Annotated in this window: 22 protein-coding genes; 10 read left to right on the forward strand and 12 right to left on the reverse strand. The window is 68.5% G+C overall.

Features of this window, described 5'->3' with window-relative positions; translation table 11 throughout:
• Positions 1-27 precede the first annotated feature (27 nt).
• Positions 28-372 (reverse strand): DVU0772 family protein, encoded by a 345-nt coding sequence (locus ACZ5V4_RS07230; protein WP_464317507.1) that lies wholly within the window; start codon positions 370-372, stop codon positions 28-30.
• Between the two features lie 74 nt (positions 373-446).
• Positions 447-1,157, reverse strand: coding sequence for a DVU0298 family protein (locus tag ACZ5V4_RS07235; RefSeq protein WP_464317508.1), 711 nt, complete (start codon positions 1,155-1,157; stop codon positions 447-449).
• 237 nt (positions 1,158-1,394) lie between these two features.
• Between ACZ5V4_RS07235 and ACZ5V4_RS07240 the strand changes: the two genes are divergently transcribed.
• The 6 genes from ACZ5V4_RS07240 to ACZ5V4_RS07265 all read left to right on the forward strand — a co-directional run bounded on the left by ACZ5V4_RS07240 (position 1,395) and on the right by ACZ5V4_RS07265 (position 4,800).
• On the forward strand, positions 1,395-2,999 hold the full coding sequence (locus tag ACZ5V4_RS07240; RefSeq protein ID WP_464317509.1) for an ATP-binding protein: 1,605 nt from the start codon (positions 1,395-1,397) through the stop codon (positions 2,997-2,999).
• A gap of 163 nt (positions 3,000-3,162) precedes the next feature.
• A complete protein-coding gene (locus ACZ5V4_RS07245) occupies positions 3,163-3,648 on the forward strand; it encodes a transglycosylase SLT domain-containing protein (protein WP_464317510.1) in 486 nt (161 codons plus the stop codon).
• On the forward strand, positions 3,645-4,109 hold the full coding sequence (locus ACZ5V4_RS07250; protein ID WP_464317511.1) for a thermonuclease family protein: 465 nt from the start codon (positions 3,645-3,647) through the stop codon (positions 4,107-4,109). The genes ACZ5V4_RS07245 and ACZ5V4_RS07250 overlap by 4 nt, the downstream gene beginning before the upstream one ends.
• Positions 4,106-4,282, forward strand: a complete 177-nt coding sequence (locus ACZ5V4_RS07255; RefSeq protein WP_464317512.1) for a hypothetical protein — start codon at positions 4,106-4,108, stop codon at positions 4,280-4,282. The genes ACZ5V4_RS07250 and ACZ5V4_RS07255 overlap by 4 nt, the downstream gene beginning before the upstream one ends.
• A gap of 5 nt (positions 4,283-4,287) precedes the next feature.
• Positions 4,288-4,542, forward strand: a complete 255-nt coding sequence (locus ACZ5V4_RS07260) for a hypothetical protein (protein ID WP_464317513.1) — start codon at positions 4,288-4,290, stop codon at positions 4,540-4,542.
• A 6-nt stretch (positions 4,543-4,548) separates the two neighbouring features.
• The gene (locus tag ACZ5V4_RS07265; RefSeq protein ID WP_464317514.1) at positions 4,549-4,800 is read left to right on the forward strand and encodes a hypothetical protein; all 252 of its coding nucleotides are present in this window, start codon (positions 4,549-4,551) and stop codon (positions 4,798-4,800) included.
• A 41-nt stretch (positions 4,801-4,841) separates the two neighbouring features.
• Here ACZ5V4_RS07265 and ACZ5V4_RS07270 read toward each other — a convergent pair whose 3' ends face one another.
• Positions 4,842-5,111 (reverse strand): hypothetical protein, encoded by a 270-nt coding sequence (locus ACZ5V4_RS07270; RefSeq protein ID WP_464317515.1) that lies wholly within the window; start codon positions 5,109-5,111, stop codon positions 4,842-4,844.
• Between the two features lie 489 nt (positions 5,112-5,600).
• Between ACZ5V4_RS07270 and ACZ5V4_RS07275 the strand changes: the two genes are divergently transcribed.
• From ACZ5V4_RS07275 to ACZ5V4_RS07290, 4 genes are read left to right on the forward strand one after another with little or no spacing between them, the layout of a single operon-like run.
• Positions 5,601-7,391 (forward strand): methyl-accepting chemotaxis protein, encoded by a 1,791-nt coding sequence (locus ACZ5V4_RS07275; protein WP_464317516.1) that lies wholly within the window; start codon positions 5,601-5,603, stop codon positions 7,389-7,391.
• Positions 7,392-7,413: 22 nt separating this feature from the next.
• The gene (locus tag ACZ5V4_RS07280; protein WP_464317517.1) at positions 7,414-7,926 is read left to right on the forward strand and encodes a chemotaxis protein CheW; all 513 of its coding nucleotides are present in this window, start codon (positions 7,414-7,416) and stop codon (positions 7,924-7,926) included.
• Between the two features lie 35 nt (positions 7,927-7,961).
• Positions 7,962-8,243, forward strand: a complete 282-nt coding sequence (locus ACZ5V4_RS07285; protein WP_464317518.1) for an STAS domain-containing protein — start codon at positions 7,962-7,964, stop codon at positions 8,241-8,243.
• A complete protein-coding gene (locus ACZ5V4_RS07290; protein WP_464317519.1) occupies positions 8,240-10,285 on the forward strand; it encodes a chemotaxis protein CheA in 2,046 nt (681 codons plus the stop codon). Before ACZ5V4_RS07285 ends, ACZ5V4_RS07290 begins: the two co-directional genes overlap by 4 nt.
• Positions 10,286-10,295: 10 nt before the next feature.
• On the opposite strand, the gene ACZ5V4_RS07295 is transcribed toward ACZ5V4_RS07290, so the two are convergent.
• The 9 genes from ACZ5V4_RS07295 to murD form a co-directional block, all read right to left on the reverse strand.
• A complete protein-coding gene (locus ACZ5V4_RS07295; RefSeq protein ID WP_464317520.1) occupies positions 10,296-11,951 on the reverse strand; it encodes a radical SAM protein in 1,656 nt (551 codons plus the stop codon).
• A gap of 161 nt (positions 11,952-12,112) precedes the next feature.
• On the reverse strand, positions 12,113-13,474 hold the full coding sequence (ftsZ, locus tag ACZ5V4_RS07300) for a cell division protein FtsZ (RefSeq protein WP_464317521.1): 1,362 nt from the start codon (positions 13,472-13,474) through the stop codon (positions 12,113-12,115).
• A gap of 61 nt (positions 13,475-13,535) precedes the next feature.
• Complete coding sequence (gene ftsA / locus ACZ5V4_RS07305; protein WP_464317522.1) at positions 13,536-14,768, reverse strand: cell division protein FtsA; 1,233 nt, start codon at positions 14,766-14,768, stop codon at positions 13,536-13,538.
• 97 nt (positions 14,769-14,865) lie between these two features.
• A complete protein-coding gene (locus ACZ5V4_RS07310) occupies positions 14,866-15,801 on the reverse strand; it encodes a cell division protein FtsQ/DivIB (RefSeq protein WP_464317523.1) in 936 nt (311 codons plus the stop codon).
• Entirely contained in the window at positions 15,798-16,700 is a 903-nt protein-coding gene (gene murB / locus ACZ5V4_RS07315) for a UDP-N-acetylmuramate dehydrogenase (RefSeq protein WP_464317524.1), read from the reverse strand. Before murB ends, ACZ5V4_RS07310 begins: the two co-directional genes overlap by 4 nt.
• The gene (gene murC / locus ACZ5V4_RS07320; protein ID WP_464317815.1) at positions 16,690-18,069 is read right to left on the reverse strand and encodes a UDP-N-acetylmuramate--L-alanine ligase; all 1,380 of its coding nucleotides are present in this window, start codon (positions 18,067-18,069) and stop codon (positions 16,690-16,692) included. Before murC ends, murB begins: the two co-directional genes overlap by 11 nt.
• Before the next feature lie 69 nt (positions 18,070-18,138).
• Entirely contained in the window at positions 18,139-19,191 is a 1,053-nt protein-coding gene (gene murG / locus ACZ5V4_RS07325; RefSeq protein WP_464317525.1) for an undecaprenyldiphospho-muramoylpentapeptide beta-N-acetylglucosaminyltransferase, read from the reverse strand.
• Positions 19,192-19,199: 8 nt separating this feature from the next.
• On the reverse strand, positions 19,200-20,339 hold the full coding sequence (ftsW, locus tag ACZ5V4_RS07330) for a putative lipid II flippase FtsW (protein ID WP_464317526.1): 1,140 nt from the start codon (positions 20,337-20,339) through the stop codon (positions 19,200-19,202).
• Positions 20,336-21,652 (reverse strand): UDP-N-acetylmuramoyl-L-alanine--D-glutamate ligase, encoded by a 1,317-nt coding sequence (murD, locus tag ACZ5V4_RS07335; protein WP_464317527.1) that lies wholly within the window; start codon positions 21,650-21,652, stop codon positions 20,336-20,338. Before murD ends, ftsW begins: the two co-directional genes overlap by 4 nt.

The raw sequence follows: 21,652 nt of genomic DNA on the forward strand, positions 1-21,652 counted from the left end.
CCTTCACGCTCGTTGCGCCGCGTGTCGTCAGTTGCTCATCTGGGCCTTGAGCCATTCCTTGATCTCGGGGGTGGGTTCGTACACACCCTTGTTGTTGCCCACGTGCTCCAGGAACTTCCTGCCCAGGCCCTCGGGCAGCGTGAGCTCCGCCAGTTCGCGCGCCTCGTCGCAGGTGCGCCTGATGAGGGTGAGCTTGGGCTCTCGCTCCCAGGTGTTCACCACGAAATAGGTGGTGGAATCGCTGCGGTGTCGCACCGGCTTGAATTCGTTCAGCCAGCAGTTGTTGCCCCACTCGAGGTACAGGGTCACGGCCGCCTCCGGGGTCATGTTCCAGTCCACCTCGTATTCCTTGAAGCTCTTGAGATCAGCCATGGTGTCTCCTTGACGCTGGGATCGCGAATAAAATTCGTACCATGACTTGATTAGTAATTATTCTTGAAAAATAGTCAAGGGACCTGTCCCAAGGCTTCCGTGGCCACCATCCCCACCGTGACCGTGCCCAGGCGCCCGTCCCGGTAGAGCTCGAAGCGCTCCGCGTCCCCGGCCAGGCGCGAAAGCGCCTCCCTGGCGGCAGGGGCCTGTTCTCCGGTGACGGGCAAGAGCCTGCCCACGGCCAGGGCGGCCAGGCCCCGGCTCTCGCCGTCCTCGGCCGACAGGGTCAGGACGAGGTCCGGCAGGGCCGGGAGCGCGAGCCCCGGGCTGGCCTCGGCCACCCTGGCCAGGGCCCAGTACACGCCCCGGCGCAGGGGGCAGTGGTCGATGAAGGTGTCGCCCGTGGGGCAGTCGCGCTCGTGGATGTAGGAGGCCAGCACGCGGTGGTATTCGCGCGCCAGGGCGGGCTCGGCGGCCAGGGTCTCGCCGAAGGCCTCGGGGATGCCCCAGGCGATGTTGCCGGACTCCTCGTTGAGCCGCCACATCAGCTGGCGCATGAGCTGGCGGGCGTCCTCGGGCTTCTGCCCGAACAACCGGGCCATGGACCGGCCGAAGGCCGTGGCCGCGCGCCAGCGCGTGAGCGCATCCGGCTCCAGCAGGCAGGCGAACAAGGGGCCCATGAGCGCCTTGGGCGGGTGCGCGTCCAGGGCCTCCAGGCCCGAGGGCCAGGGTTCGGCGGTCAGGGCCTCCAGCACGGCCTTGCGCAGGTCTCTCAGCTTTCCCATCGGTGTCGTCCTTTGCGGGGCTTTTTCTCTTGCAAGACTGTAACACAGGCCGCCCCGGCAGGCCAGAAGCCCCCCGGAACTTTGCCGGCCCTTCCTCGCGAGCCGCGCCCGCCCCGCCGCCGCCTGGCCGGGGCTTCCATCCGGGTTTGATAATCCGCGCGGAGGCGGCTATCGAGTCATCAGCACTCTTCGCGCCGCATGTTCGCGGCCGGACCGCCAAAACACGGAGGACGCGCGATGCTTCCGGTCATTTCAGGCAGCGGCGCCAATCCCCCCTCTCCGGGGGAAGGCGGCCCCGACCGCGAGGCCCACGCGCCCGCGCGCAGGCCCTGGGCGTGCTACGCCCTGGCCGCCGCACTCTGCCTGGCCGCCCTGCTCGCCCGGTACGCCCTGGGGTTCGCCGCCGGGGAAGAAACCATGCTCGTGCTCTACACGATGCCGGTCATCGTCTCGGCCTACGCCGGCGGGCTTGGGCCGGGGCTCTTCGCCACGGCGCTCGCCACCTTGCTGGCCAACTACTTCCTCATGCCTCCCCTGTTCGCCCTGTCGCTCTCCGACCCCAAGAACATCATTCAGGTGGCGGTGATGCTCGCCTCCGGAGCCATGATCAGCGCGTTGACCGAGAGCCTGCACCGCTCGCGCAGGCGCGCCGAGGCCACGAGGGAGGAGCTGCGCAAGACACGGAGCATGCTGGCGAACATCCTGGAGTCCATGCCCTCGGCCGTGGTGGGCATCGACCGCCAGGGCCTGGTGACCCACTGGAACCGCGCGGCGGAGGAGTTGAGCGGGCACGGAGCCCCGGAAGCGCTGGGCAAGACCCTCGAACAGGCCTTCCCCTGGTTCGCGGCGCGCATGGAGGGCATCGAGTCCTTGCTCAGCCAGAAACGCACGGCCGTGCTCGAGAAGCAGGCCATGGCCCAGGAGGACGGGACGCTCTACCTGGACGTGCTGGCCTACCCGCTCGTGGCCAACGGCACGGAGGGCGTGGTGCTGCGCATGGACGACGTGACCAGGCGCGTGCACATGGAAGAGATCATGATGCAGACCGAGAAGATGCGCTCCATGGGCAGCCTGGCCGGGGGCATGGCCCACGAGATCAACAACCCCCTGGCGGGCATCCTCCAGTCCGCCCAGAATCTGCGCCGCAGGCTCGACCCGGGGATCAAGCCCAACCAGGAGGCCGCCAGCCGGGCCGGATTCTCCATGGAGCAACTCCAGGCCTACCTCATACAGCGCAACATCCCTGAATGCCTGGACATCATCTCCCAGTCCGGCGAGAGGGCCGCGCGCATCGTGCGCAACATGCTGGGCTTCGCGCGCAAGGGTTCGCCGGACAAGGTCCCGGCGAGCCTGCCCGAGATCGTGGACAACGCAGTGGAGATCGCCTCGGCCGACTACGACCTGAAGAAGAAGTACGACTTCAGGCGCGTCGAACTGGTGCGGGACTACCAGCCGGACATGCCCCCTGTGCCCTGCTCGCCCTCGGAGATCGAACAGGTGGTGTTCAACCTCCTCCAGAACGCGGCCCACGCCCTGGACGGCTCCCCCGGGGCGGACCCGCCGCGCATCACCCTGCGCATCCGCTGCCAGGGCGGCCTGGCCGTGCTCCAGATCCAGGACAACGGGCCGGGCATGGACGAGGCGGTGCGGCGCAAGGCCTTCGAACCGCTCTTCACCACCAAGGGCCCGGAGCAGGGCACGGGCCTGGGCCTGCCCATCGCCTACCACATCGTCACCGGGAACCACGGCGGGACCCTCACGGTGGACTCGGCCCCCGGGCAGGGAGCGACCTTCACCATCGCCCTGCCCCTCTCCCCGGACAAACCCGGCGACGAATCCTGACCCTCCCCCGGGTACATGGGGCCATGGCCCCATGTACCCTTTTCGCGCGCGCGCTTTTGCGTACCATGCCCTCCATCCACGGACGCGGCCCGGACGGACCCGCAAGCCTCGAGCCGACTCGCGCGGCCGGTCCGTGGAAAGAACGCTTGAGCCGGGAGGCGACATGGAGCATCAGACGCTCATCGCGGACGCCGCGGGAAGGCACGGCCTTCCGGCAAACCTCGTGGCGGCGGTGGTGAAGGTGGAGTCGGGAGGCGACGCGTGGGCCTTCCGCCATGAACCGGGTTTCTACGAACGCTACGTCAAGGACGACGCGTCCGTGCGCGCCGCGCCCCCGTGCTCGCGGGAGACCGAGCGCAGGGCCCGGGCGTTCTCGTGGGGGCTCATGCAGGTGATGGGGGCCACGGCTCGCGGGCTCGGCTTCACGGGTCCTTTCCTGGCGGAACTGGCGGACCCGGCCCTGAACCTGGAATACGGGTGCAGGCTCCTGGCCAGGCTGCGCGGGCGCGAGCACGCCCGACACGGCTGGCCGGGCGTGGTCGCGGCCTACAACGCGGGCAGCGCGCGCCTGGACGGCCAGGGGCGTTTCGTCAACAAGTCCTACGTGGACAAGATCGCCAAGGCCCTTGGCGGAAAATGGCCCGAATGAAGAAGACGCTGGTTTCGTTTCTGATCGTGACGGCAATGGCCGCCCAGGCATGGGCCTTCACCGGTACCGTGTCCGGCGTGCACGACGGCGACACGGTGACCGTGTCGGGCAAGCGCGTGCGCCTCTTCGGAATTGACGCGCCCGAACTCTCCCAGCCGGGGGGCGAGGACGCCAGGGACTTCCTGGCCTCCCACGCCCAGGGCAGGACCGTGCGCGTGGAAAAGAAGGACAGGGACGACTACGGCCGCGTGGTCGGCGTGGTCCTGCTGCCCGACGGCACGGAGCTCAACGCCCTGATGGTGAAGAGCGGGCACGCCTGGGTCTACACGAAATACTGCCGCGACTGCTACGGGCTCCAGCTGGCCCAGGCCTTTGCCAAGGCCAGGAAGCTCGGCCTCTGGGCCGGGGAGCGCCCGGTGCCCCCGTGGAAGTGGCGCAAGTCTCACGGGAGAAGGAAATGAAAACCAAGAAGTGGTACGCCTCGAAGACGCTCTGGACCAACTTCGCGGCCATCGCCGCGCTCGGTGTCCAGGCCGGGGTGGGCAAGTCCGCGATGGACCCGGCGCTCCAGGCCGGCATCCTGGCCGTTGCCAACGCGGCGCTGCGCGTCTTCACCTCCGAGCCCGTCAGGTAGGGCCCGTGGGCGAGGAGCTCAAACCGCTCATCAAGGACGCCCTTCGCGAGGCCCTGGAAGAAGGGCTGATGCGCCCGGGCTGCTGCTCGTCGTGCGACCTGGCCCCGCACGAGCACTCCAGGCACCACCAACTCCTGCGCGGGGCGTTCTCCCTGCGCAGCCAGGTGGTGAGCGCGGTGCTCACCTCCCTGGTGGGCGGCGGGCTGGTGTGGCTTTGCGTGGCGGCCTGGGAGAAGCTGGTGCGCCAGGCCGTGAAGTGAGGGCCCATGGCGCGCGCGAAGAAAACGCCCGCCGGGGGCAACGCCGGGGCCAGGGCCTCGAGGCTTCTGGGCGAGAAGGTCCTGGACGTGCTGGAGAGCCTCCTGGAGGCGGACGACGAGAAGGTGCGCCTGGCCGCGGCCAAGGAGATCAAGGAGATCGTGCGCCAGGCCGGGCCTGAGGACCCCATGGAGCAGGGCAGGCAGGACGCCCCGGCCAGGGTCTTCGTGGTCACGGGCATCGACCGCAAGCCGGGCTGAGAAGCAGGCGGCCGGGAGGCGAGGGCCTCCCGGCCTTTTTTCTACCAGCCGCGATAGTAGTGCGGGTGCCGCTTGTGCTTGTGCCAGGGTTTGTACTCGTACACGTAGGCAGGCGGGGGCGGCGGAGGCACCACGACCACCGCTGGCGGCGGAGGCGGCGGGTAGTACTCCCGCACGTACACCCTGGGCGGCGGCGGGGGGGCGGGGTTGCCGACAGAGACGTTGAACCCCCAGGACAGGCCCGAAGAATAGGCGTTCGCCTGCGAGGCCATGACCGCCACCATGACGGCCGCGAGTATCAGGTGTTTCATGACTGCACACCTCCTGCCCGCCTACATCACGGAACGTGCCAAAATCGTTGGCCAACGATTTCGAGGTGTTTCCACGGGACGCCCCGGAGCCGGTTACGAATGTTTCCACGCCGGTAACGATATCTTCCCATTTTCACGCCGCCTCGGCCCCCGGGAAAACGTTTTCCCGCTGGCGCTTCGCCCCGGATGTGCTATCCTGAAGTCCATTTCCCGACGTGCCCCGCCGAGGCCTCGAGAGGCCCGGGCATCCTTCCCGGCCGCGAGCCCGGCTGTTCCGGCCCCCCGAACCTTCGACGGAAACCGGAACACCAAGGATTGGCCTTACATATCATTGCTGTAATCTTTGCTGTACAATTTTTAGTCGTTTCAATACCATATTCGATATCGGGCATGAGAGCGGGGCCTGTTCCCCGCTGCCGTGCGGCGGCCACGGACTGCGCGGATGAGGGCCGCGCCCACTGGGAACATGTCTTGAGGAAGTGAGGACGTATGAAGAACATCAAGCTCGGCTTCAAGCTCACCGGCGGATTCGCCACCATCGCCTTGCTCACGGCTATCCTGGGCTACGTGGCCTATTCGGGCATCAGCGCCACGGACGAGGCCCTGCGCGACGTGGCCCTCAACAGGCTGCCCAGCGTCATGGGCCTGGGCATCTTGAACAACGCCCAGTCGTCCCTGCAGACCCGCGAACGCTCGCTTCTGATCAAGGAGATTTCCGGCGACCCCAAGGAGCTCCAGAGCCAGCTCACCCAGTGGGAGGGCAACCACAAGGAGGCCGAGCGCGGCTGGAAGATGTACGAGGCCACCCCGCGCGACAAGGACGAGGAGCTGCTCTGGAAGACGTTCGTCTCCGCCTGGGACAAGTGGAAGAAGGACGACCAGGAGATCATCGGCCTGGTGCGCAAGGGCGAACACGACGCCGCCATGCGCATATCCATGGGCCAAGCCCGCGAGACCTACCGGGCGGTTGAGAAGGCCATCGAGGACATCTCCGCGCTCAACGATAAGGCCGCCAGCGAATACACCAAGGCCGCCCTGGCCCAGGCCGAGAGGACCAGGGGCATCATCCTGACCACGGGCTCGGTCTGCGTGGTGCTCGCCCTGGCCATCGGCGTTTTGCTGACCCTGCACATCACCCGGCCCATCACCAAGGGCGTGAGCTTCGCCCACCACCTCGCCCAGGGCGACCTGGGGCAGCAGCTGGACGTGGTCCAGAAGGACGAGGTGGGAATCCTGGCCGACGCCATGCGCGGCGTGGCCGACGCCGAGAAGAAGGTGGCGGACCTGATGGAGCGCATCGCGGGCGGCGACCTCACCGTGCAGGTGACCCCGCGTTCCGAAAAGGACACCATGCTCATGTCCCTGCGCGCCATGGTGGCCAAGCTCTCCGAGATCGTCTCCGAGGTGAACTCCTCGGCCGAGAACGTGGCCACGGGCAGCGAGCAGATGAGCTCCTCCTCCCAGAACCTCTCCCAGGCCACCACCGAGCAGGCCGCGGCCCTGGAGGAGTCCTCCGCGTCCATGGAGGAGATGGCCTCCAGCATCAGCCAGAACGCCGACAACGCCCGCCAGACCGAGGCCATCGCCTCCAAGGCCGCCCAGGACGCGCGCGAATCCGGGGACGCCATGGGCAAGACCGTGGGCGCCATGAAGGAGATCGCCCAGAAGATCTCCATCATCGAGGAGATCGCCCGCCAGACCGACCTCTTGGCCCTGAACGCGGCCATCGAGGCCGCGCGCGCGGGCGAGCACGGCAAGGGCTTCGCCGTGGTGGCCGCCGAGGTGCGCAAGCTGGCCGAGCGCAGCCAGCAGGCCGCGGCCGAGATCAACGAGCTCTCCGCCAGCAGCACGGCCGTTGCGGAGCGCGCGGGCGAACTCTTGGGCAAGCTGGTGCCGGACATCCAGCGCACCTCGGAGCTCGTGCAGGAGATCACCGCCGCCAGCAACGAGCAGAACGCGGGCGCGACCCAGGTGAACAAGGCCCTGCAGCAGCTCGACCAGGTGGTGCAGCAGAACGCCTCGGCCTCGGAGGAGCTGGCCTCCACCTCGGAGGAGCTCTCCTCCCAGGCTCAGCAGCTCCAGAGCCTGATCTCCTACTTCCGCATCGACGACGCCGGAACCAGGACCCGCACCCGCGCCCTGCCCCAGGGGCGCGCGCGCCGCGACGCAATGGCCCAGCCCGCGCGGCCCTCGGCCCCGGCCGAGCGCAGGAAGTCCGGCGGCGTCGAACTGGCCATGGGCCAGCACGACGACCAGGACGACAACTTCGAGCGCTTCTAGCGCGTCATCCTGGAGTACCGCCATGGCAGACAACCAGCTGACCCTATCGAACCGTTTCCTGACCTTCACCCTGGGCAAGGACATGTTCGCCCTGGACATCGGCGTGGTCCGGGAAATCCTGGACATGACCGAGATAACCCGCATCCCCCACACCCCGCCCTCCATCCGGGGAGTGGTCAACGTGCGCGGGGCCGCCGTGCCCGTGGTGGACCTGCGCCTGCGCTTCGGCATGGAAGAGGCCGCGCACACGGTGCACACGCGCATCATCATCGTGGAGATCCCCAAGGGAGACGGACTGATGGTGCTCGGGGCCATCGCCGACTCCGTCAAGGAGGTCCTGGAGCTCGAACCCGACGCCATCGCGCCGCCGCCGTCCATGGGGGCCTCGGTGAACACCGACTTCCTGCGCGGCATCGGCAAGGTGGGCGGCAGGTTCCTGCTCGTCCTGGACATCGCCAAGGTGCTCGGCGCCGAGGACCTGATCGCGATCGGCGAGGTCAGCCGGGCGCTGGGCGAAGGCCCCGGCGCGGAATGACGGCCGCCGGCCCACGGCCGGAAGGGAGTGAGCGCGTGCGCATACGCTTCGAGGGAGACTGCACCGTGGCCCGCGCCGAGGAGCTGCGGGACGGGCTTCTGGCCGCGATACGGGAAGGCGGGCCCGTGGAGCTCGACTTCTCGTCGGTCACGAGGATCGACATGTCGTTCTGCCAGCTGATCCTGGCCTTGCGCAAAAGCCCGGCGTGCCAGGCCGCCGGGCTCTCGCTCGTCCCCAACCTGCCGCCAGGCCTGGCCGAGGCCGCCGGCCGCTGCGGCCTTCCCGGGCTGGCCTCCCCGGAGGGGGCTTCCTCATGAGCATGGACGCCGCGTCGCTCTTCAAGGAGGAGGCCGAGGAACTGCTGTCCGCCATGGAGATCGCGCTCCTGGAACTGGAGAACGACCCCTCCAGCGTGGAGCACATCGCCACATTCTTCCGCAGCATCCACACCATCAAGGGCTCCGGGGCCATGTTCGGCCACGACGAACTGGCCCGCTTCGCCCACGAGGTGGAGACCGTGTTCGACAAGGCCCGCGCGGGCGAGATCGTGCTCGACTCCACCCTGCTCGGCCTGGCCCTCGCGGCCAAGGACCACATCACCCGGCTCCTGGCCGCGCCCGAGCCCGGGCCGGACCTGGTGGCGGCCTCCGACGAGCTCATGGAACGCTTCGCCCGCCACCTGAAAACGCCCGGCGGGCCCGGGCTCCAGGCGGGGCCTTCGAGCCAGGACACGACCCAGCCCGGGCGGGAGGCCACGTTCCTTCTGCGCTACAAGCCCTCTCCGGGCACCTTCCTCTCGGGCAACGACCCCCTGCGGCTCCTCGAGGAGCTGGGCGGCCTGGGCAGGATGTGGGTGTCGAGCCGGACCGGGGACGTGCCCGCCATCGAGGAGCTTGACCCGCACACGTCCTACGTCTGGTGGGACGTCCTCTTGGTCACTGACAAGGGCGAGGACGCGGCCAGGGACGTGTTCATCTTCGTGGCCGACGAGGGCGGACTCGAGATCGCCCAGATAAGCCCGGGCCCCATCCGCTCCTCGGACATCCCCCAGCTCACGGCCATGATCGACGCCTGCGCGGACAGGCCCTTCGATTTCGTCCGCGACGAGCTCGCCCAGTGGATCGCCGCCAAGGTCAGCCTGCGCGCCTCGCCGCCCCCGGGGGCCCAGGCGGCCGCCCAGCCCGGGCAGGCCTCCCAGGCCAGCATCCGCGTGGATTCGGCCCGCCTGGACAGGATGGTCAACCTGGTGGGCGAGTTGGTGATCGTGCAGTCGCGCCTGAGCCAGGCCGCGTCCGTCTCCGGCGGTTCCTCCCTGCGCTCCATAGCCGAGGACCTGCAGCGCCTGGTCTCGGAGATGCGCGACCACACCCTGGGCATCCGCATGATCCCCATCGGGTCCATCTACGGCACCCTGCGCCGCCTCGTGCGCGACCTGTGCGAGACCGTGGGCAAGTCCGCCGCGTTCGAGGGCCTGGGGGCCCAGACCGAGCTCGACAAGAACGTCATCGACCAGTTGAAGGACCCCCTGGTGCACATCCTGCGAAACAGCATCGACCACGGCCTGGAGCCTCCCGCCGAGCGCGCCCTGGCGGGCAAGCCCGAGCGCGGCTCCATCGTGCTGGACGCGGCGCACTCGGGCGGCAACATCCTCATCACCATCACCGACGACGGCAAGGGAATCGACCCGGCCAGGATCAAGGAAAAGGCCGTGGAGAAGGGCATCATCTCCCCGGGCGAGGAGATGGCGGACAAGGACGTGCTGGGGCTCATCTTCACCCCGGGCTTCTCCACGGCGCGCTCCGTCACCAGCGTCTCCGGGCGCGGGGTGGGCATGGACGTGGTCAAGCGCAACATCGAGGCCCTGCGCGGCTCCGTGGAGATCGACAGCGCCGTGGGCAAGGGCACCCGCCTGACCATCCGCCTGCCCTTGACCCTGGCCATCGTCGACGGGCTCCAGGTGCGCGTGGGCAGGGAGCTCTTCGTGCTGCCCCTGGCGGACATCGAGGCCTGCCAGGAGCGCGACGTGGACGGCGCGCCGCCCACGGTGGGCTCCATCGAGCACCGGGGCGGGATGATCCCGTGCGTGAGCGTGCGCAGGCTCCTGGAGGTGCCGGGCGAGCAGCCCGGGTACGAGCGGGTGGTCATCACCGGCGTGGACGGAAAGATGATCGGGCTGGCCGTGGATGCGGTGGTGGGCCAGCAGCAGGCCGTGATCAAGCCCCTGGCCGACGTGTTCAAGTCCGTGCGCTTCATCTCCGGGACCACTGTCAACGGCGACGGCGGCGTCTCCGTGATCCTGGACATCCCCAACCTCGTGGGCTTCGCCCAGGAGCAGGCCCGCAAGGAGGCCCAGGCCTAGCGGCCCGGGCTCATTCGTCCGGGGACGGCGCGCCGTCCCCGCAGGCCTCGCAACGGCCGCAGCCGGAGGGCGGGCACTTGGGCGTCAGCTTTCCGGCCTTGTAGCGCTCCCACTCGCGCCACAGGGCCTCGCGCCCCACGCCCACATCCACGCACTCCCAGGGGAAAGCCTCGTCGCGGCCGCGCTCGCGCTCGAGCTCCCGGGCCCAGTCGCCCCTCCAGGCCTCCATGGCCTTGCGCCAGCCGTGCCTGCCGGCCTCTATCGCCAATTCCGCCAGTTCCTCCCCGCCCCTGGCGAAGAGCCCCTGCACTCTGGCCCAGAAGGGCTTCTCGCCCTCCAGGCGCACCCCGCGAAGCGGCTTGACCATGGCCGCCATGGACGCCAGGCGCTCCTCCAGCGCCGCCTCGGAGGCCATGGGGGCCCACTGCATGGGCGTCCAGGGCTTGGGCACCAGCGGATTGACGCCGAGCGTCATGTGCCCGATGCCTTTCTTGCCCCCGCCCACCTTGCCCGCCTTGCAGACCTCGGCCAGGAAGCGCGAGAGCTCCTCGTAGTCCGCGTCCTCCTCGCCCGGCCAGCCCGCTATCAGGTAGGTCTTCAGGTGGTTCACCCCGCGCTTGGCGGCCAGCTCCACGGCGCGCAAAAACTCGTCCTCGTCCAGGTTCTTGTTGATCTTCGCCCTGATGCGCGCGCTCGGGCCCTCCAGGGCCATGGTCAGGGTGCGAAGCCCCGCGTTTCGCAGGATGCCCAAGAGTTCCTCGGTCACGCCGTCGGCGCGCACCGATGAAAGTGTGAACTTGGTCTTCTCGCCCACCAGCCAGGAGAGGAACACGCCCAGATCGGGCCAGTCGGTCAGCGCCGTGCCCACGAGCCCGACCTTCTTGGGCCTGGTCTGGGACACGATGTCCTTGAGGTCTTCCAGGGTGGCCTGCCTGGGCGGGCGGTAGACGAAACCGGCCGCGCAGAAGCGGCAGGAGTGCGGGCAGCCCCGGTTGACCTCCAAAAGCAGGGTGTCCTTGAATTCGGCCTCGTGGCTCACGAAGCTCGAGCAGGCCGGGTCGGCCAGAACGCGCCCTCCCTGCGCGCGCACGCGCGCCACGGGAAGCGCGCTTCGCCCGGGCACGTAGAATCCGGGCAGCGAGGCCAGGGCGTCCAGCACGTCGGCCTTGGCGGCGCCTGCGAGCACCATTTCCGCCGCCCGCTCCAGGGCCGGGACGAAGCCCGCCTCGGCCTCGCCCACGAACCAGGCGTCCAGCACCGGGGCCAGGGGAGCGGGGTTCAAAAAGGCCAGCGGCCCGCCTCCCACTAGGATGGGATAACCGGGCCGCTGGCTCGCAAGGAGAGGGACACCAGAGGCTTCGAGAGCCTGCGTCAACACCGCCGCGTCCAGTTCGAACCCCAGGGAGAAGGCCGCCAAGGGAAATGCGTCCAGGGGGGAGGACGAATCCTGGGACCTCGGAACGGTCTTTCCTGCGGAAAGAAAGAACCGCTCCACCACAAGCCAGGGGCTTTGCCCGGCCAGCCGGTACACCGCCTGCCACCCGAGCGCGGAGAGGGCCGCACGGGGATTACCAGGGAAGGCGAGCGCAACCGGGAGCCTGCCGCCGGGGTCCGGCAGATCAGGCGCTTGGCCGTCGAAATGGACGATGCGTGTTTTTAAGCTCACCTCCTCAAGGTGTCTCCCAGAGGCACATTTTGCAACCCCGGGAACGCGTTCCAGGGGGATTTCCGCACTGTTTTTCCTTCCACCCAGGCCGGGGGCGTCCACGGCCTCATCCGACATTTTCAGACTTTCGGGCCGCAGGCAACGGGAAACTATCTTACGTCCTAGTCGGCCTGCATCCTGATGAACGCGGGCACCTCGAACTCGTCCTCGTCGAACACGAAGTCCTCGGAGCCGGGGGTGTGCGTCTTGTACTGGGCAATGCCCGCCGGGTCGGGGGAGCCCTTGCGGCCACGGCGCAGGTAGGCCGGGATGGTCAGGTCGTTGTGGCGCGAGGCCATGATCCGCTCGGTGCGGGTGCTCACGGCGCCGCCGGGCTGGGACTCGTGCGGGCGGTCGTGGCGGATCTCCTGCCTGATGTCCTGGCGGGGCTCCTGGGGCCTGGGCGCGGGTTCCTGCTGCGGGGCCGGGGCGGCAGCCTGGGGCTGGGCGTGGTGGGCGACGGCCTGGGCCACGGCGGGGTGCACGCTGACCTTGCCGCCGAGGCCCTGGCCGCGGGCCATCTCCTCGGCCGTGGCGATGCCAGTGGCGATGACCGTGATGCGGATCTCGTCGCCCGCGTTCTCGTCGAACACGGTGCCGAAGAACACCTTGGCCTCGTCGGACACGGCCTCGGTGATGGTGGAGGCGGCCTCGTCCACTTCCTCGATGGTCAGGTCGGGCGAGCAGGTGATGTTCATGAGCACGCCCTTGGCCCCGTCGATGGTGATGTCCTCCAGCAGGGGGCTGGTGATGGCCTTCTGGGCGGCCTCCTTGGCGCGGTTCTCGCCCCGGGCCACGCCGAAGCCCATCATGGCCAGGCCCATCTCGCTCATCACGGCCTTCACGTCGGCGAAGTCAAGGTTGATGAGGCCCGGCACCATGATCAGGTCGGAGATGCCCTTCACGGCGTAGTAGAGGATCTCGTCGGCTTTCTTGAGCATCTCCATGAAGGTGGCCTTCTTGGAGGCGAGCGTCAGCAGGCGGTCGTTGGGGATGGTGATGATGGAATCCACCTGCTCGCGCAGCGCGGCGATGCCCTTCTCGGCGGCGTTCAGGCGTTTGCGGCCCTCGAAATAGAAGGGCTTGGTGACCACGCCCACGGTGAGCGCGCCCGCTTCCTTGGCGGCCTGGGCGATGACCGGGGCCGCGCCCGTGCCCGTGCCGCCGCCCATGCCGGCGGTGACGAAGACCATGTCCGCGTCGGAGATGGACTTGCGGATCTGGTCGATGGATTCGAGCGCCGCGTCGCGGCCGCAATCCGGGTTGGCGCCCGCGCCCAGGCCCTTGGTCAGCTTGTCGCCCAGCTGGATCTTGAACTCGGCCTTGGACTTGTTGAGCGCCTGGATGTCGGTGTTGGCGGTGATGAACGTCACGCCGCGCAGGGCGGAGCAGATCATGTTGTTCACCGCGTTGCCGCCGCCGCCGCCCACACCCACCACTTTTATGCGCGCGTTGGATTCGAAATCGATGTCGTAGATGTCCATGCTCCCTTCTCCTTGCTCTTTCAACAGATCCCCCTGAATGAACATAACCTCTGCCTCTTTCCTACTTCACATCCACGAACCACTTCCGCATGCGGCCCAGGATGCGGTTGAAGACCTTTTCGTCGGAGCGGATCCGGAAGCGCTTGTCCGTGCCTTCCTTTTCCGCGCCGTACATCAGAAGCCCCACGGCCGTGGCGTACATCGGGCTGTTCACCACGTCCTTGAGGCCGCCCACGCGCATGGGGTAGCCCACGCGGGTCGGCAGGTTGAAAATCTGCTCTCCGAGCTCCTGGATGCCCTCGATCAAAGCCGTGCCGCCCGTGAGCACCACGCCCGCCGCGATGGAGTTCTTGAGCCCGGACTTGATGAGCTCCTGGTCCACCAGGGCCAGCATCTCCTCGATTCGCGGCTCGCAGATCTCCGAGAGCACTTGGCGCGAGAGCCTTCTCGGCTCGCGCCCGCCCACGCTGATCACCTCGATTACCTCGTCCTTGCGCACCAGGTCCGAGAGCGCGCAGCCGTACTTGATCTTGATCTTCTCCGCGCTGGCCATGGGCGTGCGCAGGCCGAAGGCGATGTCGTTGGTCAGGTTGTTGCCGCCAAGCGCCAGGACCGAGGTGTGCTTGATGGAGTCGTTGGAGAAAACGGCCAGGTCCGTGGTGCCCCCTCCCAGGTCCACCAGGGCCACGCCGATCTCGCGCTCCTCCTCGGTCAGCACCGCCTTGGCCGAGGCCAGGGCCTCCAGCACGATGTCGGCCACGTCCAGGCCCGCGCGGTGGCAGCTGCGGATGATGTTCTGGGCGCTGGTCACCGCTCCGGTGACGATGTGCACCTTCACCTCCAGGCGCACCCCGGCCATGCCCAGCGGGTCCGCGATGCCGCGCTGGTCGTCCACGATGTACTCCTGGGGCAGGATGTGGATGACCTCGCGGTCCAGCGGGATGGCCACGGCCTTGGCCGCGTCCAGCACGCGCTCCACGTCCTTCTGGGTCACCTCGCCGCCCTTGACGGCGATGACGCCGTGGGAGTTGAAGCCCTTGATGTGGCTTCCGGCGATGCCCGCGTAGACCGTGCGGATCTCGCAGCCGGCCATCAGCTCGGCCTCTTCCAGGGCGCGCTTGATGGAGGCCACCGTCTGTTCGATGTTGACCACCACGCCCTTGCGCAGGCCCGTGGACGGAGCGGCGCCGATGCCCACCACGTCCACGCCTTCCGGCGAGAGCTCTCCCACCACGGCGCATATCTTGGTGGTGCCTATGTCCAGTCCGACGATGAGTTCAGAAGCCTTGGCCATTGCGAGTCCCCCTCGTGTCCTTCCCTCTTGAGGCTGTTTGGTCCCGGGCTTTGTCCGGCGCGTCCGCCTGCCGGCACGGTCCTGCACGGTCCGGGGTTCAGCCGTGCTTTTCCACCCAGACTTTGTTGTTCTGCGCGGAGATGATCGCCGTGAGGTCGAGCTCCCCGCGCTTGGCCAGGTTGGCCCACACCAGCCCCATGTGGGCCAGATTGTTCTTCCAGTCGTCCACGCCCACGCAGACCAGCACGTTGCGGTCCATGAGCCGCACTTCCAGGCCGTATCTCCAGGAGAGCCTGATCCAGGCCACCTGCTCCAGGGCGAACGGGGTCTGGCTGGCCGCGATGGCCTTGCGCAGGTCGTCCAAAAGCGGCAGGTGCCGCTCCATCCCGGATTCCACCTCCACCTGGGGCAGGGACACGAACTGGTCCGCCTTCACGGTGTCGATGATCCGGCCCTCGGAGTCGGCGTAGCAGAGCGAATCCTCGTACTGGACGAGGTAGCTGGGCGCTCGCTCCACGACCCTGATCTTCAGCGTGTCGGGCAAAACCCGCGTCACCTGGGCCGATTCGATCCAGGGGTTGCGCGTGAGCATGGCCTCCACGTTCTCCATGTTCACGGCCAGCAGGTTCATGCCCGCCTTCAGCTCCGCCTGGGCCAGCACGTCGTCGCGGCTCATCCGGCTCACGCCCGTGATCTGCATGTCGCGGATGGTGAAGTAGTCGATGGTGGTCAGCCAGCGGTACCCGGCCAAAAGCCCCACGGACACGGCCACCAGCACCACGCAGGCCAGCACCAGCGAGCACAGCCTGGTGAAGAGCCCGCCGATGAGCGAGATCTTGCCCGCCACGTCGAAGCTCGGCCCCTTGCTGCGGTTCACCTTGACCTTGGCCAGGGGCAGGCGGCTCTCGCGCCCGCCGGAACGCGCCGAGACGACCCTGGAGCGCCGGTCCGCGCCGCCGCCGTAGGAGTGCGCGTTGCGGTTGCGCGAGGAGCCGACCCCGAGCCTGGAGGAGCCGCGGGAGGAACCGCTCATTGGACCACCCTCACTTCAAGTTCCAGGTCCACGCCGAAAGCCGCCTTCACCGCTTCGCGCGCCTTGGCGACGAGTTCCAGGGCGGCCTTGGCCGTGCCCCGGCCCTCGTTCACCAGGAAATTCGCGTGCATGGGCGAGAAGCACATCCCGCCCAGGCTTTTGCCCTTGAAGCCGAGTTCGTCGAGCATCCTGCCCGCGCTGGCCCCTTCGGGGTTCTTGAACACGCACCCGCATGTGGCCGCGCTCACGGGCTGGGTAGCCTTCTTGCGGGCGAGCGTCTCGTCCACCGCCTTGCGCACGGCCTCCGGGCTCGCGGCCGCGAGGCTGAGCTCCGCCTCCAGGGCCAGCCAGAAGCCTGCCGCGCCTTCTGGCGAAAACTTCCTGTACCCGGCCGACCACTGCCCCGGGCCGATCCAGCGAAGCCCGTCCGCCTCGTCCCAGATGCGCACCCGGGTCAGAAGCCCGGCCGTGTCCGAGCCGTAGCTGCCCGCGTTCATGGCCACGGCCCCGCCCACGGTGCCGGGAATCCCGGCCAGGCTCTCGAGCCCCGAGAGGCCCGCCTTGGCCGCCCAGTTCACGAGCTTGGGCAGCATGAGCCCGCCGCCCGCGCGCACGGTGACGCGCCCTTCGCTTCCCGAGCCGCAGCACTGGGCGTCCTCGACCACTTCCGGGCCCTGCGGGGCCAGGCTGACCACGGCCAGGCCGATCTCGCCGTCAACCGCCAGCAGGTTGCTGCCCCAGCCCAGGGCGAAAGGCCTGGCGTCCTGGGCGCGCAACGCCTCGGCCAGCCCGTCCGCGTCCGCGGCTGTTTCGAGCGCGACTTCGCAGCGCGCGCGTCCCCCGAGGCGCAGCGTGGTGCGCTCGGAGAATTTGGGTCCCGGCAGCAGGCTAATGGCCACGGCCCCCCTCCAGGTAATCCACGCCCACCTTCCACACGCTGCCCGCGCCCAGGGTCACCAGCAGGTCGCCGGGGCGCAGCAGCACGGTAAGCGTGCTCAGGGCGGTCTCGAAATCGGGAACGAAAGTCACTTTCGTCCTGGAGACCTGCCGGATGCCCTGGGCCAGGCTCTGGCCCGAGACGCCCGGGATGGGCTTTTCCGAGGCCGGGTAGATCTCGGTGAGCACGAGCTCGTCCACGTCCTCGAAGGACTTGCAGAAGTCGCCGAACAGGGCCTGGGTGCGCGTGAAGCGGTGGGGCTGGAAGAGCACCACCAGACGGCGGTCCGGGTAGCAGGAGCGGGCCGTGGCCAGGGTGGCCTTGATCTCGGCCGGGTGGTGCCCGTAGTCGTCGATGACCATCACCCCGTCGCGCTCGCCCTTCTTCTCGAAGCGCCTGCCCACGCCCGCGAAGCCCGAGAGGGCGCGCATCACGGCCTCGGTGGGCAGCCCGGCCTCGATGGCCACGCCGATGGCGGCCAGGGCGTTCAACACGTTGTGGCGCCCGGGGTGGTTGAGCGTGACCTCGCCCCAGTGCGCGCCGTCGAAGCTGACCTCGAAGCGCGAGACCGCCCCGGATTCCAGCACCCTGCCCTTGAGCCGGGCCTTGGGGTCGGACACGCCGTAGGTCAGCACCGGGCGGTTGACCCTTTGCAGGATGCGCTTCACGCCCGGGTCGTCCAGACAGACCACGTTCACGCCGTAGAAGGGGATGGAGTTGCAGAAGCGCACGAAGCTGGCGTCGATCTCGTCGATGCCGCCCCGGTAGAAGTCCAGGTGGTCGGCGTCCACGTTGGTCACGATGGTCATCACCGGCGACAGGCAGAGGAACGAGCCGTCGGACTCGTCGGCCTCGGCGATCAGGTACTGGCCCTCGCCCAGGCGCGCGTTGGCGCCCATGGCGTTCAGGCGCCCGCCGATGATCACGGTGGGGTCGAGCCCGGCCTCGGAGAAGATGGTGGCCAGAAGCGAGGTCGTGGTGGTCTTGCCGTGGGTTCCGGCCACGGCGATGCCCGCGCGCAGGCGCATGAGCTCGGCGAGCATCTCGGCCCTGGGGATCACGGGCACGCCGCGCAGGCGGGCTTCCTCGATCTCCGGGTTGGACTCGGTGATGGCCGTGGACTTGACCACCACGTCGGCGTGGCCCAGGTTCTCCCGGCCGTGGCCGATGGAGATGTCCGCGCCCAGGCGCTTCAGGCGCTTGACCGTGTCCGAGAGGGCCATGTCCGACCCGGTAACCGTGTACCCGAGGTTCAGGAGCACCTCGGCGATGCCGGACATGCCCGAACCGCCGATTCCCACCATGTGGATCTTGCTCACCTGTGTGCGCATGCCGCGCGCCGGATACATCCTGATTTCCTGGTCGCCCACTCTCGGTTCCTTTTCCCGTTGTCTTGGTCGTTACGCGGCCAGCCTGGTCAACTCGGCGGCGATGACCTTCGCCGCGTCCGGCCTGGCCTGGGACAGGGCGGCCTCGCCCATGGCCCGGAGCTTCGCTTCCCGCGCGAAGAGGTCCAGCACCAGCTCCGCGAGCATCTTGCCGTTGAAGTCCTTTTCCCTGACCACCACGGCCGCGCCCGCGCGCTCCATGTAGGAGGCGTTCACGCCCTGGTGGTCGTGGGTGGCGTGCGGAAAAGGCACCAGCACCGAGGGCAGGCCCATGCAGGCCAGCTCCGCCAGGGTGGAGGCCCCGGCCCGGCCGATCACCAGCCCGGCCCAGGAGTACGCCCCGGCCATGTCAGTGATGAAGGGCTCCACGCGCACGCCCGGCATTCCCCGGTACAGGTTGGCCACGGACTCGTAGTCGCTGCTTCCGGTCTGATGCCACAGTTCGAATCCGGCCTCCGCCAGACGGGGCCAGGCCGTCACCACCACCCGGTTGACGGCCTTGGCCCCCTGGCTGCCGCCCAGGACGAGGACCCTTCTTGGCACCACCCGCGAGGGTCCGGTCCTGACGAAGCCGGCGATCTCCGGCCTGACAGGGTTGCCCGTCAGGAGAACCTTGCCGGAGGAAAACGACCCCGACTCGTCGGGGTAGGTCACGAGCACCCTGTCGGCCACGCGGCCCAGGATGCGGTTGGTGGCCCCTGGAACGCTGTTCTGCTCGTGCACGGCCGTGGGCACCCGGAGCATCCAGCCCGCCAGCACCGGGCAGAACCCGGCGTAGCCGCCGAAGCCCGCCACCACCTGGGGCTTGAAGCTCCTGACGATCCCCAGGGCCGAGAAAAGGCTCGCGGCCATGCGCGCCACGGCGGGCACGGACTTGATCCCGCGCCCGAGCACGCCGCGCACCGGCAGCCCGCGAAATTCGAGCCCGGCCTCGCGCGCGAGCCTGCCCTCGGGGCCTTCGCCGCCCACGAAGAGCACTTCCACGCCCGGGTGCATGGCGCGAAGCTCGGCAGCCACGGCCAGGGCCGGAAAAATGTGGCCTCCCGTGCCGCCGGTGGTGAACATGGCCCGCTTCACCGCGTCTTCCCCCTCGAGAGGTTCAGCAGGATGCCCACGCACAAGAACGCGCTCATCAGGCTCGACCCGCCGTAGGAGAGGAAAGGCATGGCCACGCCCTTGGGCGGCACGCAGCCCGTGACCACGGCCAGGTTGAGCAAAAAGCCGATGCCCAGCACCAGGGTCATGCCGTAGGCCGTGAAGCGGTCGCGCAGGTCGTCCTGGGCCAGGGCCACCCGGAAGGAGCGCCACATGAGCATGCCCACCAGCGAGAGCACCACGGAGACGCCGATGAACCCGAGTTCCTCGCCGGTGACTGCCATGATGAAGTCGGTATGGGCCTCGGGCAGGTAGAAGAGCTTCTGCTTGCCCGAGCCGAAGCCGACGCCCGTGATCTGGCCCGAGCCGAAGGCGTAGAAGGACTGCACCAGCTGGTAGCCGGTGCCCTGCGGGTCCTGGAAGGGATCGAGGAAGGCGAACCAGCGCTTGAAGCGGTAGGGCGAGTTCATCACCAGGAGCGCCCCGGCCGCCGCGCCGAAGAGCCCGGAAACTGCCAGGTAGATGATGCGCGTGCCGCCCACCAGGCTCATCAGGAAGAAGAGCATGCCCATGAACACCGCGCCGCCGAAGTCCGGCTGCATGAGCATCACGAGCCCGAGCATCCCGGTGACCACCACCGGCGGAATGAAGCCCACGGAGAACGATTTCACCAGGGCCTGCTTGCTGGAGTAGAAGTAGGCCAGGTAGAACACCAGCACCACCTTGGCCAGCTCCAGGGGCTGCAGGACCATGGGCCCGAGGTTCATCCAGCGCCGCGCGCCGCCCGCCTTCACCGAGAACGGCGGGATGAGCGTGAGCGCGAGGAGCCCAAGCACCAGAAAGAGCCAGAGGTACACCGGACCGTAGAGGATCTTCCTGGGCATCCAGGCCACCGCGAACATGATCAGCACGCCCAGGCCGAAGAAGAGCGCCTGCTTCTTGAAGAAGAAGTATTTGTTGTGGACCATGCGCTCGGCCATGATCCCGGAGGCCGAGAGCACCATGATCACGCCGAGCGCGGCCAGGAGCACGGCCACGGCGGCCAGCCACCAGTCGAAGCCGTTCTTGGCCGCCAGGGGCTGGGCGGACGCGGGGACGTGGGCCTGGGAGACGCTCATTGCCTGGCCTCCCTGTCGTCCGGCAGCCCCTGCATGATGCGCGCGAAGTCGCGGCCCCTGGCCTTGTAGTCGCTGTAGAGGTCGAAGCTCGCGGTGGCGGGCGAGAGAAGGATCACGTCCCCGGGCGAGGCCTCGCGGTACAGCCTGACCACGGCCCCCTCCAGGGTGGGTTCCCAGAAGAGCGGGATCTGGCCCGCCCAGGCCTTCTCGAAGACCTCGCGGTTGGCCCCGAACAGGCCCACCTGGGCCACCTTGGACTTGAGCAGCGGGATCAGTCCCTCGAGGTCGCCGCCCTTGAACACGCCCCCGGCCAGCAGGCGCACCGGCGCGTCGAAGGTCTCGATGGCCGCGCGCATGGCCTCCACGGTGGTGGCCTTGGAGTCGTCCACGAACGTCACCCCGCCCTTTTCCCCGATCCTCTGGATGCGGTGCGGCAGCGGGTTGAAGGAGGCGATGGCCGCGGCGGCCTGCTCGTCGGTGACGCCGAAGGCCTTGCAGGCCAGCCAGGCGGCCTCCATGTTGGCCCTGTTGTGCGCGCCCGGGAGGTTGTGCTCCTTGAAGCGGGCCGAGGCCGTGAAGTACACGCGCCGGGCCTTGGTGAAATTCCTGGCTTCCAGGGCGTCCTTCATCTCCAGGGGCAGGATGGCCAGGTCGTTTTCCGTCATCCGGGCGAAAAGGTTCAGCTTGGCCTGGAGGTACTCCTCCTCGTCGGCGTGGTAGTCCAGGTGGTTGGCAGAGAAGTTGAGCAGCACCCCGACCCTGGGATGGAAGCTCGACACGTTCTGGAGCTGGAAGCTCGACACCTCTAGCACCGCCACGTCGCGCCGCTCCCCGGAGAGGACGTGGGAGGACAGGGGCGTGCCGATGTTGCCGCCCACGAACACGCCCTTGCCCGCCTGTTCCAGGATGTGGCCGATGAGCGTCGTCGTGGTGGTCTTGCCGTTGGTGCCGGTCACGGCCAGGATGGGCTCCTGGGTGAACCAGGAGGCAAGCTCCAGTTCGCCCATCACCTGGGCCTCGGGGCAGGCGGCGAGAAATTCCTTGAGCTTGGCCACGGGGACGCCGGGCGAGAGCACCACCAGCTGCGCGCCCGCGAAGTGGGCCTTCTTGTGCGGCCCGAACTCCATCCTCACGCCGAAGGAAGCCATCTCCTCGCGGCCCTTGGCGTCCAACGCCTCGGGGTTGCGGTCCAGCAGGCGGACCTCGGCGCCCAGCGCGGCCAGGAGCCTGGCGGCGGCGAGCCCGGAGACGGCCGCACCCACCACCACGGCCTTGTGTCCGGCCAGCTGTTTCCCGTGCACCAGCGCCTGCAT

Source organism: Fundidesulfovibrio sp. YSD1, from assembly GCF_055397115.1.

Bases quoted from the DNA above. Each gene is read 5' to 3' on its own strand.
- ACZ5V4_RS07270 (WP_464317515.1), bottom strand. From the start codon at position 5,111: ATGAAACACCTGATACTCGCGGCCGTCATGGTGGCGGTCATGGCCTCG.
- ACZ5V4_RS07240 (WP_464317509.1), top strand. From the start codon at position 1,395: ATGCTTCCGGTCATTTCAGGCAGCGGCGCCAATCCCCCCTCTCCGGGG.
- ftsW (WP_464317526.1), bottom strand. From the start codon at position 20,339: ATGAGCGTCTCCCAGGCCCACGTCCCCGCGTCCGCCCAGCCCCTGGCG.
- ACZ5V4_RS07280 (WP_464317517.1), top strand. From the start codon at position 7,414: ATGGCAGACAACCAGCTGACCCTATCGAACCGTTTCCTGACCTTCACC.
- ftsZ (WP_464317521.1), bottom strand. From the start codon at position 13,474: ATGGACATCTACGACATCGATTTCGAATCCAACGCGCGCATAAAAGTG.
- ACZ5V4_RS07275 (WP_464317516.1), top strand. From the start codon at position 5,601: ATGAAGAACATCAAGCTCGGCTTCAAGCTCACCGGCGGATTCGCCACC.
- ftsA (WP_464317522.1), bottom strand. From the start codon at position 14,768: ATGGCCAAGGCTTCTGAACTCATCGTCGGACTGGACATAGGCACCACC.
- ACZ5V4_RS07310 (WP_464317523.1), bottom strand. From the start codon at position 15,801: ATGAGCGGTTCCTCCCGCGGCTCCTCCAGGCTCGGGGTCGGCTCCTCG.
- ACZ5V4_RS07250 (WP_464317511.1), top strand. From the start codon at position 3,645: ATGAAGAAGACGCTGGTTTCGTTTCTGATCGTGACGGCAATGGCCGCC.
- murD (WP_464317527.1), bottom strand. From the start codon at position 21,652: ATGCAGGCGCTGGTGCACGGGAAACAGCTGGCCGGACACAAGGCCGTG.
- ACZ5V4_RS07235 (WP_464317508.1), bottom strand. From the start codon at position 1,157: ATGGGAAAGCTGAGAGACCTGCGCAAGGCCGTGCTGGAGGCCCTGACC.
- ACZ5V4_RS07245 (WP_464317510.1), top strand. From the start codon at position 3,163: ATGGAGCATCAGACGCTCATCGCGGACGCCGCGGGAAGGCACGGCCTT.
- ACZ5V4_RS07290 (WP_464317519.1), top strand. From the start codon at position 8,240: ATGAGCATGGACGCCGCGTCGCTCTTCAAGGAGGAGGCCGAGGAACTG.
- ACZ5V4_RS07230 (WP_464317507.1), bottom strand. From the start codon at position 372: ATGGCTGATCTCAAGAGCTTCAAGGAATACGAGGTGGACTGGAACATG.
- ACZ5V4_RS07255 (WP_464317512.1), top strand. From the start codon at position 4,106: ATGAAAACCAAGAAGTGGTACGCCTCGAAGACGCTCTGGACCAACTTC.
- murC (WP_464317815.1), bottom strand. From the start codon at position 18,069: ATGCGCACACAGGTGAGCAAGATCCACATGGTGGGAATCGGCGGTTCG.
- ACZ5V4_RS07265 (WP_464317514.1), top strand. From the start codon at position 4,549: ATGGCGCGCGCGAAGAAAACGCCCGCCGGGGGCAACGCCGGGGCCAGG.
- murG (WP_464317525.1), bottom strand. From the start codon at position 19,191: ATGTTCACCACCGGCGGCACGGGAGGCCACATTTTTCCGGCCCTGGCC.